Genomic DNA, 15,090 nt, shown 5'->3' on the forward strand with positions numbered 1-15,090 from the left:
CGTCGGGCTACGCGTCCGTCTTCCCCGTCGGCCTACTCCTCCGGTTCCGTCGCCTCGCAGTCACAGCCCCCCGACGAGAGCAGGTCGGCGACGCCGTACCGCGAGCCGCAGTCCGTACAGAGCACGCTCACGTCCACCAGCACCCGGAACTCCCCGAGCGTGAGCGCCGGGGTCTTCCGGAGTCCCCGGAGCTTCGACTCCGCGACCGAGACCAGCCGGCCGCGGAGCTTCCCGATGGCCCGGGCCGCGGTCGTCGCGCGGTCGCCGTCGTCGGGCTCGTACTCCGCGCCGCGGTGGTCTTGGAGGTAGCTCCGGACGGCTTGGTACGTGACCACGTCGCAGTCGAGGGCGTCGACGTCGACCCCCTCGCGTTCGAGCCGCCGGCGGAGCTGCGTCCGGTCGGCGGCGGCGACGTCGTCGCCCGTCAGCGAGCGCACCACCGCGTCCAGCTCCCGCGCCGACAGGCGCACCCCGGTCTCGTCGAGCCGCGACTCGACGAGCTCGCGGTTGAACTCGTACGCGAGGTCGCGCAGGCTCGTGTGGTCGTCGCCGGTCGCCGTCCACCGCGCTTCCAGCTCGTCGCCGACGCCGTCTAAGTCGTACTCGTCGACGAGGCGCGCCACCTTGTTCCGGCGCCCGCCGCTCGTATCGGTCATTCGTTGGTACCACAGTCGGGCAGCGATATAGGCGTTACCGTGGCCCCGAGGGGCGGCGGCGGGACCGCTCGGAGACGGCGCCGCGACCCCCCGCCGGCCCGCGCCGAACGGCACCTATATGCCACCGCTCCCGGATCCGTCGGACACGCAATGATGCGCCACGACGTCGCCATCGTCGGCGGCGGCTGCGTCGGCCTGTCGGTCGCCAAACACCTCGCCGAGCGAACCGACCTCGACGTCGCCGTCCTAGAGAAGGAACACCACCTCGCCGCCCACCAGAGCGGTCGGAACTCCGGCGTGCTCCATCCCGGGTTCAACTACCCGCCGGGCTCGAAGAAGGCGCGGTTCGCCACCGAGGGCACCGCCCGGATGAAGGCGTACTGCGAGGAGCACGACCTCCCCTGCGAGGAGCTGGGCGTCCTCGTCGTCGCGACGGACGACGAGGAGGAGGCGCGGCTCGACGACCTCGCCGAGCGGGCCGAGGCCAACGGCGTCGCCTACGAGCTGCTCGACTCCCGCGAGGCGATCCGCGAGCACGAGCCGCACGCGGAGGGCCAGGCCGCGTTCCACGCCCCGGAGGCCGCCTCCGTCGACTCCGAGCAGTACGTCTACGCGCTCGCCCGCGAGGCCCGTGACCTCGGGGTTACCATTTATACGGGCTACGAGGTCTCGCGGATCGAGGAGGCGGCCGAGGGGTACCGGCTCGACACGAGCAACGGCCGTTTCGAGGTCTCCTCCCTCGTCAACGCCGCCGGGCTCCACGCCGACACGCTGGCCCACCAGGTCGGCGTCGGCGAGGAGTACCAAGTGGTCCCGTTCCGCGGCGAGTACTACGAGGTGCGGCCCGAGCGCGCCGAGCTCTGCGAGACGATGATCTACCCGACGCCGAACCCCGAGCTCCCTTTCCTCGGCGTCCACTACACCCGCCGCACGGACGGGAAGGTGATCGTCGGCCCGAACGCGGTCCTCGCGTTCGGCCGCGAGGCGTACGACAACACCGACGTCGACCCCCGCGAACTGCTGGAGACGCTCACCTACGGCGGCTTCCGGCGGCTGCTCGCCTCGCCGCTGATGCTCTCGGTCGCGTGGGCGGAGCTGAACAAGTCGTACCGGAAGGAGAAGTTCGCGGCGGCCTCCCAGAAGCTCGTCCCCGACGTGCGCGCCGAGGACCTCCGGAAGAGCTACGCCGGGATCCGCGCGCAGCTCGTGAGCGCCGACGGCGAGCTGGTGAAAGAGCCGCTGTTCGTCGAGCGCGAGGACGCCGTCCACGTCCTCAACGCCGTTTCCCCCGGACTGACCTCCTCGCTGCCGTTCGGCGAGCACATCGCGGAGCGGCTCGCGGCGAAGGTGACCGTTTAAGTCCCGGCCGGCCGACGTTGCGACCGCCACTCACGGGGCGGCGCCGGAGCCCGGGCTCCCCACCGCACGCCCCGCGTCGGACCCATGACACCACACACGCCCATCCCGACTCGCGGCGGCCCCGCCCGGGCCGCCGTCGACGGTCGCACCGCTCCTCGCGAGCGCCACGCCACTCGCGAGCGCTCCACCCGTCCGGACCGAGGGGACCGATGAGCCGCGGTCCCGACCGGCGGCCGGTCGAGCGCCGGCTCCACGGCGACGTGCCGATCGTCGACGCCGAGGCGGCGGCCGCCGCGGTCGACGCCGACGCGACGGTGCTCACGAGCGGCTTCGGCAGCGTCGGCTACCCGAAGGCGATCCCGCTCGCGCTGGCGTCGTCGCCCCGCGACCTGTCGCTCACGCTGGTCGCCAGCGGGAAGGTCGGCGACGAGATCGACGTCGACCTCGTCGGCTCCGGGCAGGTCGAGCGCCGGTTCTCCTACCAGTCGTCGCGGGTCGCCCGCGAGAAGACCGACGCCCGCGAGATCGCTTTCAGCGACCGTAACGCCTCCTCGATCGGCGACGAGGTCCAGTACGGCGGGCTCGTCGACCCCGACGTCGCCGTCGTCGAGGCGGTCGCGGTCGGCGAGGACTGGTTCGTCCCCTCCACGTCGCTCGGGCAGGTGCCCGCCTTCGTCGAGGCCGCCGACGAGCTGTACGTCGAGCTGAACCGCCACCAGCCGCTCGAACTGCAGGCGCTCCACGACGTCTACCGCCCCGACGCGCCGCCGGACCGCGGACCGATCCCCCTCTCCGACCCCGGCGAGCGAATCGGCACCGCACACGTCGGCTTCGACCCCGAGAAGCTCGCGGGCGTCGTCGAGACGGAGATTCCCGACTCGACGTACACCTTCCGGGACCCGACGGACGACGACCTCGCGATCGCCGCCAACCTCGGTTCGTTCCTCCGCGAGGAGCTGGATCGCTCCCCCGTCTTCGACGACGCGGTCCACCTCCAGTTCGGCGTCGGATCGCTCGGCAACGCCCTGATGGGCGAGCTCCAGGCGCTCGACTTCGGCGACCGCGAGGTCGTCTACTTCGGCGAGCTCATCCAGGACGGGCTCTTCGACATGCTCGACGAAGGCGGGCTGGCGGCCGCGAGCGCCACGTCGCTCGCGCTCACCGACGAGGGGCAGGAGCGGCTCTTCGAGGACGTCGAGCGCTACGCCGAGGACGTGGTGCTCCGGCCGGCCGACGTCTCCAACCACCCGGGGCTCATCGACCAGTTCGGCGTGATCGGCGTGAACAGCGCCATCGAGTTCGACCTCTACGGCAACGTTAACTCCACGCACGTCCGCGGCGAACGCATGATAAACGGCGTCGGCGGCTCGGCCGACTTCAACCGGAACTCGCTGATCACGGTGTGTGCGCTCCCCTCCGCGCTGAACGACGGCGCGGTCTCGCGGGTCGTCCCGCAGACCTTCCACGTCGACCACACGGAACACGACGTCGACGTCTTCGTCACCGAGCAGGGCGTCGCCGACGTGCGCGGGCTCTCCCCGGTCGAGCGCGCGGAGCTGATCGTCGACCGCTGCGCGCATCCCGAGTTCGCGCCCGAGCTGCGCTCGTACCTCGACGACGTCTGCGAGCGGGAGTATCACATCCCGCAGGACGTCGAGCGCGCCGCCGAGTGGTTCGAGTGAGCGCGGCCTCGCCCGTTTCTACGGGCGAGCCCGCAGCGAGAAGCGCCGCGAGCGAGCGGCGAACGGTCGACCGGTCGGACGGCGGCTACAGGCTGACGCCGCCGCCGGTGAAGTAAAGTAACACCCACCAACCGTAGCCGACCGCCAGCGCGATCGCCGTCAGTATCTCTAAGCCCGTGACGTAGGTGTCGCCGTGGGTTCTCCGGAACTCCTGAATCAGCTCGATGCGCCGCCAGACCGGCATCAGCGGATCCGGAACGACTTCCGCGAGGCCGCCCACATCGGACGTGTCGACCTGGTCTTCGGGGGCCTCTCTGCTCGGGCTCATTGTTTCACCTCCCTGGTGAACGGGCTCTTGAGACCGCGGACCATCACCTTCTCCGCGACGAAGACGGCGACGAAGACGGCGATGCCCGCGACCTTCGCGAGCATCATCGGGTACGTCATGACGAGGACGCCGAGCACCGCGAGCGCGCCCCGGGTGAGGACTACGCGCCCGACGGACATCTCGAACGGGTAGTTCAGCCCGTAGATGATGGAGATGGCGCCCATCACGACGAGGAGGCCGGTCAAGAGCGTGTTGACGCCCGGCGACATCGAGATCAGGGCGGGGTTGTAGACGAACGCGATGGGGAGGACGAACAGCGGCGCGGCGATCTTCAGCGCCGCCCCGCAGGTCCGCCAGAAGTTCGCCTCCGCGATGCCCGCCGCGACGACGGCCGCCGTCGCCACCGGCGGCGTGATGCCCGCTAAGATGGCCGCGTAGAACATCGTGTAGTGAGCGGTGATCTCCGCGACGCCGAACTCGGAGACGAACGTCGGGACGATGAGGATAGCCACGATGACGTAGGCGGCCACCGTCGGCATCCCGACGCCCATCACGATGGCGACGGCCATCCCGAGCAGCACCGCGAACAGCAGGACCCCGCCGGAGAGGTTGATCATCAGCAGCGCGATCTTCGCGGGAACGCCGGTCGTCGAGAACAGGTTCACGACGCCGCTGATGACCACGAGGATGATGGCGATGGGCGCGAGGATGATGGCCCCTCGCCGGAAGCCGTGAATCGTGTTCTTGATCTGCGTGACGAACTCCGAGACCGGCGAGACATCCGAGCTGTCGACGAGCCGCTGGAGCGGCGGCATCAGAACGCCCGTGAGCATCATCGCGAACACGGTGTACATCGCCGACGTCATCACCGTGTACTGGGCGAAGCCGAGGTAGTAGATCAGGACGCCGAACGGGATGCCGAACCGCAGCGCCTCGGCGATCTTCTCGTTGCGCGATAGCGTCTCGTCGAAGAACTCCGAGAACTCCATGTCTTGGTCGCTGGAGTCGCTGATCGCGGTGTAGTGGACCGCGATGGCGATCGACGTGACCAGGATCGCCGCGGGGACCAGCCCCGCGACGACGATGTTGAGGTACGCCACGCCGAGGTACGACGCCATCACGAACGCGGAGGCGCCCATGACCGGCGGGAGCACCTGTCCTGCAGTCGAGGCGACGGCCTCGATGCCGGCCGCGCGGTGGCCGGACATCCCGCTCTCTTTCATCGTCGGGATCGTGAACGACCCCGTCATGGCGGCGTTCGCCGTGTACGAGCCGTTGATAGAGCCGATGACCGCCGAGGAGAGCACGGCCGTCTGGGCCACGCCCGAGCGGATGCGGCCGGCCGCGACGATGGCGAGTCGGAGGATCAGGTCGAACGCGCCGTACGCGAACAACAGCCCGGCGTACAGGAGGAACGGCGCGATCCAGGACGCGGTCAGCTGCGTCAGCGAGCCGTAGAACCCGTACAGGTCCGTGACCGTCGCCTGGAGGAGCGTCAGCTGGTTCATCCCGGCGTGTCCGAGGACGCCCGGAACGGCGTCGCCGAACATCGCGTACAGCATCACGCTGATAACGAGCCCGAGGAAGAGGTTCCCGAACTCGCGCCACGTGAGGTACAGCAGCGAGATGATGATGAGTCGCGCGAGCATGTACTCGTGTTCGCTGGCGAACCCCTGACGCAGGAGATACACCATCTCGAAGTTCAGGAAGAAGTAGAACGACGCCGTGATGAGCACGCCGGCCGCCGGTAGCAACACCAAGGCGTCTATCCGGCTGCCTTCTTCGATCGATTCGCGGGTCTCGTTGAGCGCGTACACCGTCATGATGCCGCCGACGAACAGCACGGCGTACTTGACCGGCGACCACTGCTGGGTGGACGCCCACCAGAGGACGACCGCCCAGAACAGGACGGCCGTGAGCGTGACGCCGATGTCGAGGCCTCGTAGCCACCCCGCGGGACCGGTCTGCCGTTCGGATTGTGTAGCCATGTTTGGGTATGCGTTTGTTTGTAGTAAAATATTAGTTGGATCCCGGTTCGCCAGTCGGAACTACGCCTCGGGAGGGGTTACGCCGTGTCGCCCTCTTGGAGGCTGTCGTCCCAGGCGTCGTTGTCCTTGTAGTACTGGACGGCACCGGCGTGGACCGGGATGCGCTCCTGCGCGTAGGCGAGCATGTCCGCGGTGCCGCCGAAGTCGTTGAACTGCGCTTCGCCGTCGTTGACGACGTCGTTGTGTTCGTCGACGACGCGGCACAGCTCGTAGACGGCGTCGGGATTGGCCTCGGGATTGAACGTGTAGTTGACCTCGAGGTCCCAGGTGAACACCTCGTCGGTGCCGATGTCCGTGCCCGCGATCTCCCAGTCGCTGTAGGACGTCCGGGTCGTGCCGGCGCCGGAGTACGACTCCGCGGACTCGATGAGCGCGTCCGTCGGTTCGACGTAGTGGAGGTCGACCCGGGAGGCCATCTCCTGAACGAAGCCGGTGTACCGAACGCCCGGCGAGCCGTACGCGATGGACGCGTCGATGGTGCCCTCCTCCATCGCGCCGGGCGCGTCACCGACGCCCATGTCCTGGATGTTCATCTGGTCGTAGACGTCCGCGGTCGGGTCCTGCGACCAGACGTCGAGGGTCGTCGCGCGCGTCGAGTACCCCGGCTCGGCGGGGTAGACGTTCGCGCCGGCGAGGTCGTCGAACGTCTCGATGCCCGTGCCGTCGCGGGCGACGATGTAGATGCTGTACGGGAACGCGGCGAACCCGTACTGGGGGATTCGGGACACCGACTGCTCGGCGAACCGGCCGCGGTCGTCGAGCGCCTTGTTGAGCGAGTTGTTGTCGGTGATGCCGGCGTTGAACTGGTTCTGTGCCATCCGATAGATGGTCCCGATGTAGCCGGGGCTCTCGATGGTCGAGTAGTCGAGCGTGTCGCTCTCCTGGCTCACCGCGCGCTCGACGGCGAGCCCGACGTCCTGCGTCCCGCCGGCGGACGTCCCGACTCGGAGCGAGAGCTCCGCGCTGTCGTCGCCATCGGAGCCGTCCGACCCGTCGGAGCCGTCAGAACCGTCAGAACCGTCGGAGCCGTCGGAGCCGTCAGAACCGTCGGAGCCGTCGGAGCCGTCTCCGCCGTCGCCGCCGGCACAACCCGCGAGTCCGGTGATACCTACCGCGCCCGTGCCGTACAGGAACTTGCGCCGATTGACTGAGTTATCTGCCATGCTCAACCGTGTACATTCGGTCGATCATTAACAATGTACCTGTTTGTTTCAGTTTAAACGGAGAGAATACTCCACGCCGTGAACCCTGTCGAACACGTCGCGGCCGCCGACTTAGTCCTCGAGGATCACCGTCACCGGACGGTCGGCCGCGAGCAGCACCGACTGGGTCGTGCTCCCGAACAGCATCTTGCCGGTCGGGCTCCGGCGCCGCCCGCTCATCGTGATGTTGTCGACGTCGAGCTCCGCGGCGACCTCGATGATCGTCTCGGCGGGGTCGCCGTGCTCGCGCCGCCTGGCCGTCTCGACGCCGGCCTCCGCCAGCCGGTCCTCGACGGTCCCGACGGCCTCCGGGTAGTTCTCCTCGTTCCACACGTCCTCGGAGTCGACGCGGCCGCCCTCGCCGCTGACCTCGAACCCCTCGTAGACGTTGAGTATCACCGCCTCGACCTCGTCGGCGGCGTTCGGCAGCGACGCGACGGCGTCAGCCGCGGCCAGTACGTGCTCGACGTCCCCGCCGACGGGGAGCAGTACGCGGTACATATCGACACCTAACCGAACAGCGGGTAATAAAGATGGCTGCCGGCGGCGCGGTCGGCGGACGCCGCCCCCCGGTCGACACGCCGACCGCCTACCACGCCGACCGCCTACCGCGCCGACCGCCTACCGCGTCACCGGCGCGTCGACCGCGCCGATCGACTCGACGACCGCCCGCACCTCGTCGCCGGGGTCGATGGGCGCCGCGCCGGGCGTCCCCGTGCTGAACAGGTCGCCCGGCTCTAACGTCATCACGTCGGAGTGGAACGAGACGATCTCCGCCGGCGGGAACAGCATGTTCCGGATCTCGTTTTCCGCCCGCACCTCGCCGTTGACCTCGGTCCGCACCGAGAGCGGCTCCAGGTCGAGCGGCTCCTCCGGCACCGCGAGCGCGGCGCCGGGCACGAGGAACGTGTCGTAGCTCTTCGCCCGCGTGAGGAAGCGCGGGTTCCGCTGGAGGACGTCCTCGGCGGTCATGTCGATCACGGGCAGGAACCCCGCGATCACGTCGTCGACGTCGCCCTCGTCGACGTTCCGGCACGTTCGGCCCATGACGACGGCCAGCTCCGCCTCGGCGGTCACCCGCTCGCTCTGCGACTCCGGCGGCAGTCGGATCGGACCGCCGGGCCCCGTCAGGACCGACCGCGGCTTCATGAAGCTCGCCGGCTCCGTCGGGCGCTCCTCGTCGAGGTCGCCGGCGTGCTCCTCGTAGTTCAGCCCGATCCCCCACAGCTTCCCGAACGACGCCAGGGGAGCGCCGAACGTCACGTCCGCCGCCGGGACGGGGTCGGCGGTCGCGTCGGCGACGTCGCCGAGCGTCCCCGCGGCCGCCCGGGGGAGCGCGTCGCGGACGCTCTCCAGATCCGGTTCGACGGCGCCGAGAGGGACGTACCCCTCGTCGCCGCCGAGCAGGGGGTCGCCGGTCGCCGTGCGTGCGAGGTACTTCATCGGGGGGTCGCTCCGTTCATCTCACCCCTCGCGGTCCGTCCAGAAGTCGAACGAGCGCCCGGGCGCGAACACGTCGAGGCCGACGGCGCGCTCGTCTCCGGTGTTCTCGACCCGGTGGGCCTCGTTGGACTCCAGCAGGACGGAGTCGTTCTTCTGGAGCGTGACCGAGTCGTCCTCGGTCGCGACCGTGAGCTCGCCCTCCAGACAGAGGCACACCTGCTCGTTCTCGTGGTCGTGCATCGGCGAGCTGTGGCCCGGCGGCTTCTCGAACCACTCGAAGGAGAACCGGTCGCTGCCCGCCATCGCCACGCGCCGCCAGCCCTCCTCGGGCTCGTACGTCTCCGCCTCGTCGAACGGGACCGGGTTCATAAGTTCGCTCCGGTCGAGCCGCCGTCGATCGGGAGCGCGGTGCCGTTGACGTAGCCGGACTTCGGCGACGAGAGGAACGCGACGGTGTTGCCGAGCTCCATCGGGTCGCCGATGCGTTCCAGCGGGTTCCCGGCCCAGTCGTCGAGCCCCTCATCGTAGGAGTCGTAGTCGCCGCGCTCGACGGCGGCCTCGACGAGGTCGCGGATGCGGCTCGTCTCGTGGGGGCCGGGCAGGACGGCGTTCGCGCGCACTTCCGGCGCGAACTCCTTCGAGAGCGTCTTCTCCAACCCGATGACGCTCATCCGGACGGCGTTCGACAGCACGAGGCTGTCGATTGCCTCCTTCACGCTCCGGGAGGTGATGTTGACGATCGTGCCGCCGTCGCCCTCCTTGAGGTGCGGGTACGACTCCCGCGCCAGCCGGACGACGCTCATCACGAGCAGGTCGTAGGCGTGCTGCCAGTCCTCGTCGTCGGTGTCGAGGAATGCGCCCGAGGGCGGGCCGCCCGCGCTCGTCACCAGGTGGTCGATCGTGCCGAACTCGTCGACGGTCGTCTCCACGAGCGCCGCGACCTCGTCGGCGTCGGTCAGGTCGGCGGACTGCGCGACGACCTCGCCGGTCGCGACCGCCTCGACCTCCTCTTTCGCGGCCGCCAGCCGCTCCTCGTCGCGGCCGTTGATGACGACGTCGACGCCCTCGCGGGCCAACGCCTTCGCCGATGCCTTGCCGAGTCCGCTGGACGACGCCGTGACGAGGGCCGCGTTCCCGTCGATCTGTAGGTCCATGCCTCACCCATCCCGAGTGCGGCGTGAAAACGTTTCCCTACAGGCAAGGGGACGGGAATCCGTCGGACGAGGCGACCGCGGTCGGGGCGCTATGCGTCCGGACCGCCCGACGGGTCGGTCGCCGGTTCGGCGTCGACCTCACCCGCCGCGTCCTCGAACCCCGCCGTCCCGTCGTCGAACCCCACCGTCTCGCGGCCGACCACCGTCGCCGCCTCCGGGAGGTCGTCGACGGCGGCGTCGGAGACCAGGAGCTCCCCGAGGTCCTGCGTGTTCCGGACCCAGACGATCCGGACGGTCTCGGGATCGTACCCCCCGAGCGCCGCCAGCGCGGTCCGGAGCGCGAACTCGTCGTCGGGCGCCACCACGGGGAGCTTCGACTTCGAGAGCGACCCGCTCGTGAGCGCGTTCGCGTACGTCTTCTTCAGGTCGAGCTGGTCGACCGCGGCCCGCCGGGTGAGGTCGGCGAGGCCGATCCCGTTGCCGTTCCCCTTCGTCGCCTCGGTCAGCCCCCGCACGTAGATGAGGTCGATGTCGGGGGTCTCGGGGTCGGGCGCGTTGAGGACGCGGTAGCGCCCGATGACGTTCGTGTCCATCCCGGCGCCGGATATCTCCTTGCCGATCTCGTCGATGACGAGGAGGTCGACGTCGTCGATCGGGAGCGTCGGCATCTCCTCGTACGCGCGCTCCAACAGCTCCGGTTCGCGGTCGAGGAACGACCCCGCGGGGACGGCCGCTAGGTGCCCGACCTCCTCCTCGAAGTTCTCGACGAGCGCGATCCCGCCGATCAGCGGCGTCTCGCGCTCGATAACGTCGAGCGCGGCGGTCAGCGTCTCGACGTACCCCTCGGCGATCGCCGTCGAGTGGAACGACTTGGCGCCGCGCTGCTTGCCGAGCCCGACGACGGTCATCTTCGCGAGCCCGCTCTCGATCGGCCCGGTGAAGTTGGTGTGGGCCTTCACGCGGTTCACGACGAGGGCGGCGTCGGCCGCGAGCGCCGCCTCCGAGAAGTACACCGGCATGTCGACGTCGCCCACGGGCGCCGTCGCCAGCGCTTCGGCGGCCATCCGCGCGTCGATCGGGGCGCCGACCGTCTCCTCCGTGATCCCGAGCGCCTCCAGCACCTCGCGCTGCCCCTCGGGGGTCGCGCCGCCGTGGCTGCCCATCGCGGGGACGACCACGGGGTCGAACCCGCGCTCGGCGACCTCGTCGACGACCGCCGCCGCGACCTCGTCGATCCGGTCGATCCCGCGGCTGCCGACCCCGACGGCCACGGTCGCGCCCGCGGGGAGGCCGTCGAGGTCGAGCGAGCCGAGCGCCTCGCGCGCCGCCCCGACGGGGTCGTCGAGGCGTTCGGTCTCCGGCTCGTACCGCACCCGCGCGAACCCCGGGAGCGGCTGCGGGTCGATGAGCCCGTCGACGTCGGATCGGTCGGGGAACTCCATGTGGGCCTCCTCGTGGCGACGATACAAAAACTGCGGGTGGTCGGCGCGGCTGCGGTCGGCACCGCGCCTGAGAGTGTTGCCGATACGGGGGTCTACTTGTACCCGTGTGACGCCGCTGCACGTATGCAGATAACCGAAGTCGAGTCGTTCCCGATCAAGCTGCCGCTGGAGTCGCCCGTCTCCTTCTCCAACCGGACGCTCACCTACCGGGACCACGCGATCACGTACGTGCGAACGGACACCGGTCACGAGGGGGTCGGCTACTCGCTGGGGTACGAGGGGGCCGGCCTCATCGCCGACGCGGTCGAGTCGCTGCTCGAACCGATCCTCGTCGGCGAGGACCCCCGCGACACCGAGCGCCTGTGGCACGAGATGTACGAGGGGAACGTCCAGATCGGTCGGACCGGTCTCTTCTTGCGCGCCATCTCCACGGTCGACATCGCGCTCTGGGACGCGAAGGCGAAGGCGGCCGACATGCCCCTCCACAAGCTGCTCGGCGGGCACTCGGAGTCGGTCCCGTCGTACGCCAGCGGCGGCTACTACCGCGACGACAAGGGCCACGAGGCGCTCCGTGACGAGATGCGGCGCTACCTCGACGAGGGCCACGACGTCGTGAAGATGAAGGTCGGGCGCCTGTCGGCCGACGAGGAGGCCGAGCGCGTCGCCGCGGTGCGCGACGAGATCGGCGACGAGCGTACCCTCCTGCTCGACGCCAACGGCGTCTGGGGATCCAGCACCGAGGCGCTCCGCAACTGCCGGGCGTTCGAGCCGTACGACCCGTACTTCATCGAGGAGCCCGTGATGATCGACCGCGTCGACACGATGGCCGAGGTGAACGACGGGATCGACTACCCCGTCGCCACAGGCGAACTGGAGGGGACGCGGCACAACTTCGCCCGCCTCGCCGACACGGGCGCGGCGACGATCCTCCAGCCCGACGTCACCGTCTGCGGCGGGGTCACGGAGTGGCTGAAGATCGCGAACCACGCCTCGGCGTACGACATCCCCATCGCGCCCCACTACAACTGGAACATCCACGCGTCGCTGCTCGGGGCCATCGAGAACGGCCTCTGGGTGGAGTACTTCTACCGCGACATGGACGTGAAGGCGTTCGACGACGTCGTCGCCGACCCCGTGACGCCCGGCGACGACGGGATGATCGACCTCCCCGACCGCCCCGGCCACGGCGTGCCGCTCGACGAGGACGCGCTGGAGCGATTCAGAGACGACTGACCCCGACAAATATCACTCAACCAGACACATGCGAGACTACTCAGACCAGATCGACACCCGCGACCCGGACCGAGACGTACAGATCACCGGCCTCGACGCCTGCGTCGTCGAGGGGAACTTCGAGTGGAACCTGATCAGAGTGGAGACCGACGCCGGCGTCACCGGCATCGGCGAGGCGTACCGCGGCGGCGGCGTCCCGGAGCTCGTCGAGTACACGAACCGGTTCCTCGTCGGCGAGAACCCCCTCGACGTCGAGCGCCTGGTTCGGTACATCTTCCAAGAGATGTCGGGCCACGGCGGCACGACCGGGAAGGTCGTCACCGCGGCCTCCGGCATCGAGATCGCGCTGTTGGACGCCGCCGGGAAGATCCTCGGCCTCCCCGTCTACCAGCTGCTCGGCTCGAAGTACCGCGACGAGGTCCGGCTCTACTGCGACTGCCACGCCGGCGAGGCGTACGCGGTCGAGGACGGCGCGACCGCCTACGCCGACGCCGAGGCGTACTCCCCCGAGGCGTACGCCGCCGAGGCCGCCCGCGTCACCGACATGGGCTTTTCGGCGCTGAAGTTCGACCTCGACCTGCCGGCCGACAACGAGAACGACCCGTACAACGGGCGCCTGACGAACGCGGCGATCCGAGAGAAGAAGGAAATCGTCGCGGCCGTGCGCGAGGAGATCGGCTACGACGTCGACCTCGCGTTCGACTGCCACTGGGACTACTCCGTCGAGAGCGCGAAGCGGCTCGCCCACGAGTTAGAGGAGTTCGACCTGATGTGGCTGGAGGACCTGATCCCGCCGGAGAACATGGACGCCCAGAAGGAGGTGACGAAGGCGACGCGGACGCCGGTCGCGACCGGCGAGAACCGGTTCCGCGTCTTCGAGCTGTCGGACCTGATCTACGAGCACGGCGTCGACGTCGTCACCCCCGACCCGGCGACGGTCGGCGGGCTCACGGAGACGACGCGGATCGCCGACCGCGCCGAGGAGAACTACATGCCGATGTCCCCGCACAACGTCTGTAGCCCGGTGGGGACGATGGCCTGCGTCCACCTCGGCGCGGCCACGCCGAACTTCGACCTGCTGGAGTACCACGCCCTGGAGGTCGACTGGTGGGACGACCTGCTGGCGCGCGACGAGCCGCTGATCGAGGACGGGCGAATCGCGGTGCCGGAGGCCCCCGGGCTCGGGATCGAGCTCGATATGGACGTCGTCGAGGCGCACCTTCTCGAGGGGACCGACGGGTTCTGAGCCGCGCCCGTCGCAGGCGCGCTCTCGACTCGCCCCGACCCGCGAATCGACACGCGAAGCGACCCGCGATCCCAGCCGCTCGCCGGCCAAGAGTATACTTATTTATCCTTGGGATCGCAAGCGATCGTATGCTCGATTACTTCGACATGGAGTCGACTCTGTCCGAGGAGGAGCGGATGCTCGTCGACTCCGCCCGGTCGTTCATCGACGGCGAGGTCGACGACATCGGCCAGCACTGGATCGACGGCACGTTCCCGGAAGAACTCATCCCGAAGATGGGCGAGATGGGATTCTACGCGCCGAATCTTGAGGGGTACGGTCTCCCCGGCGTCAGCGAGACGGCGTACGGCCTGCTGATGCGCGAGCTGGAGGCGTGCGACTCCGGGCTCCGCTCGATGGCGAGCGTGCAGGGCGCGCTGGTGATGTACCCGATCCACGCCTTCGGAAGCGACGAGCAGAAAGACGAGTGGCTGCCGAAGCTCGGCACCGGCGAGGCGGTCGGCTGCTTCGGGCTCACCGAGCCCGAGCACGGCTCGAACCCCTCCGCGATGGAGACGCGCGCCGAGGCCGACGGTGACGGGTACGTGCTCAACGGGTCGAAGACGTGGATCACGAACTCCCCGATCTCGGACGTCGCCGTCGTCTGGGCGAAGGACCGCACCGAGGACGGGAACCCCGTGCGCGGGTTCCTCGTCGAGACCGACCGCGACGGCGTCACCACCAACAAGATCGACGAGAAGCTCAGCCTGCGCGCGTCGATCACTGGCGAGATCAGCCTCCAGGACGTCCGCGTCCCCGCCGAGAACCGCCTCCCCGGCGTCGAGGGGATGAAGGGGCCGCTGTCGTGCCTGACGCAGGCCCGCTACGGCATCGCGTGGGGCGCGGTCGGCGCCGCGCAGGACTGCTTCGAGGTCGCCAAGGGGTACGCCACCGACCGCGAGCAGTTCGGGAAGCCGATCGGCGGCTTCCAGATGCAACAGCAGAAGCTCGCGGAGATGGCGACGCAGATCACGCTCGCGCAGCTGCTCGCCCACCGGCTCGCCGACCTCAAGGAGGCGGGCGAGATGCGCCCGCAACACGTCTCGATGGCCAAGCGCAACAACGTCCGGATGGCGCGCGACCAGTCACGGATCGCCCGCGAGATGCTCGGCGGCAACGGGATCACCGCCGACTACTCGCCGATGCGTCACATGGCGAACATGGAGACCGTCTACACCTACGAGGGCACCCACGACATCCACACGCTGATCCTCGGCGAGGACATCACGGGGATACAGGCGTACCAGTAGTCCGGCGC

The 15,090-nt window shown here is 69.3% G+C and carries 14 protein-coding genes; 5 read left to right on the plus strand and 9 right to left on the minus strand.

Annotation, left to right across the window (positions count from 1 at the left end; all coding sequences use genetic code 11):
* Window positions 1–32 precede the first annotated feature (32 nt).
* Window positions 33–656, minus strand: a complete 624-nt coding sequence (gene rdfA / locus DJ74_RS11305; protein WP_094527312.1) for a rod-determining factor RdfA — start codon at window positions 654–656, stop codon at window positions 33–35.
* Between the two features lie 150 nt (window positions 657–806).
* Here rdfA and lhgO point away from each other — a divergent pair, with 150 nt between their 5' ends.
* Window positions 807–2,015, plus strand: a complete 1,209-nt coding sequence (gene lhgO, locus DJ74_RS11310) for an L-2-hydroxyglutarate oxidase (protein ID WP_094527313.1) — start codon at window positions 807–809, stop codon at window positions 2,013–2,015.
* 209 nt (window positions 2,016–2,224) lie between these two features.
* Window positions 2,225–3,697 (plus strand): acetyl-CoA hydrolase/transferase C-terminal domain-containing protein, encoded by a 1,473-nt coding sequence (locus DJ74_RS11315; RefSeq protein WP_094527314.1) that lies wholly within the window; start codon window positions 2,225–2,227, stop codon window positions 3,695–3,697.
* Between the two features lie 85 nt (window positions 3,698–3,782).
* On the opposite strand, the gene DJ74_RS11320 is transcribed toward DJ74_RS11315, so the two are convergent.
* From DJ74_RS11320 to DJ74_RS11355, 8 genes are all read right to left on the minus strand, one after another.
* Complete coding sequence (locus DJ74_RS11320; protein ID WP_094523791.1) at window positions 3,783–4,025, minus strand: hypothetical protein; 243 nt, start codon at window positions 4,023–4,025, stop codon at window positions 3,783–3,785.
* Complete coding sequence (locus DJ74_RS11325; protein ID WP_094523792.1) at window positions 4,022–6,013, minus strand: TRAP transporter fused permease subunit; 1,992 nt, start codon at window positions 6,011–6,013, stop codon at window positions 4,022–4,024. The genes DJ74_RS11320 and DJ74_RS11325 overlap by 4 nt, the downstream gene beginning before the upstream one ends.
* Window positions 6,014–6,090: 77 nt before the next feature.
* Window positions 6,091–7,236 (minus strand): TAXI family TRAP transporter solute-binding subunit, encoded by a 1,146-nt coding sequence (locus tag DJ74_RS11330; RefSeq protein ID WP_094527315.1) that lies wholly within the window; start codon window positions 7,234–7,236, stop codon window positions 6,091–6,093.
* 111 nt (window positions 7,237–7,347) lie between these two features.
* Window positions 7,348–7,776 (minus strand): universal stress protein, encoded by a 429-nt coding sequence (locus tag DJ74_RS11335; protein WP_094527316.1) that lies wholly within the window; start codon window positions 7,774–7,776, stop codon window positions 7,348–7,350.
* A gap of 120 nt (window positions 7,777–7,896) precedes the next feature.
* Complete coding sequence (locus DJ74_RS11340) at window positions 7,897–8,718, minus strand: fumarylacetoacetate hydrolase family protein (protein WP_094527317.1); 822 nt, start codon at window positions 8,716–8,718, stop codon at window positions 7,897–7,899.
* A gap of 21 nt (window positions 8,719–8,739) precedes the next feature.
* Window positions 8,740–9,087, minus strand: coding sequence for a cupin domain-containing protein (locus DJ74_RS11345; RefSeq protein WP_094527318.1), 348 nt, complete (start codon window positions 9,085–9,087; stop codon window positions 8,740–8,742).
* Window positions 9,084–9,872 (minus strand): SDR family oxidoreductase, encoded by a 789-nt coding sequence (locus tag DJ74_RS11350; protein WP_094527319.1) that lies wholly within the window; start codon window positions 9,870–9,872, stop codon window positions 9,084–9,086. Before DJ74_RS11350 ends, DJ74_RS11345 begins: the two co-directional genes overlap by 4 nt.
* Before the next feature lie 89 nt (window positions 9,873–9,961).
* The gene (locus tag DJ74_RS11355) at window positions 9,962–11,314 is read right to left on the minus strand and encodes a DUF362 domain-containing protein (RefSeq protein ID WP_094527320.1); all 1,353 of its coding nucleotides are present in this window, start codon (window positions 11,312–11,314) and stop codon (window positions 9,962–9,964) included.
* A 123-nt stretch (window positions 11,315–11,437) separates the two neighbouring features.
* Between DJ74_RS11355 and DJ74_RS11360 the strand changes: the two genes are divergently transcribed.
* From DJ74_RS11360 to DJ74_RS11370, 3 genes are all read left to right on the plus strand, one after another.
* Window positions 11,438–12,547 (plus strand): mandelate racemase/muconate lactonizing enzyme family protein, encoded by a 1,110-nt coding sequence (locus DJ74_RS11360; protein ID WP_094523799.1) that lies wholly within the window; start codon window positions 11,438–11,440, stop codon window positions 12,545–12,547.
* 28 nt (window positions 12,548–12,575) lie between these two features.
* Window positions 12,576–13,793 carry a mandelate racemase/muconate lactonizing enzyme family protein gene (locus tag DJ74_RS11365; protein ID WP_094527321.1) on the plus strand — a complete coding sequence of 406 codons (1,218 nt, stop codon included), beginning with the start codon at window positions 12,576–12,578 and terminating at the stop codon, window positions 13,791–13,793.
* A 128-nt stretch (window positions 13,794–13,921) separates the two neighbouring features.
* A complete protein-coding gene (locus DJ74_RS11370) occupies window positions 13,922–15,082 on the plus strand; it encodes an acyl-CoA dehydrogenase family protein (protein WP_094527322.1) in 1,161 nt (386 codons plus the stop codon).
* Window positions 15,083–15,090 lie beyond the last annotated feature (8 nt).

Source organism: Halorubrum sp. Ea8 (assembly GCF_002252925.1).
GTDB lineage: Archaea > Halobacteriota > Halobacteria > Halobacteriales > Haloferacaceae > Halorubrum.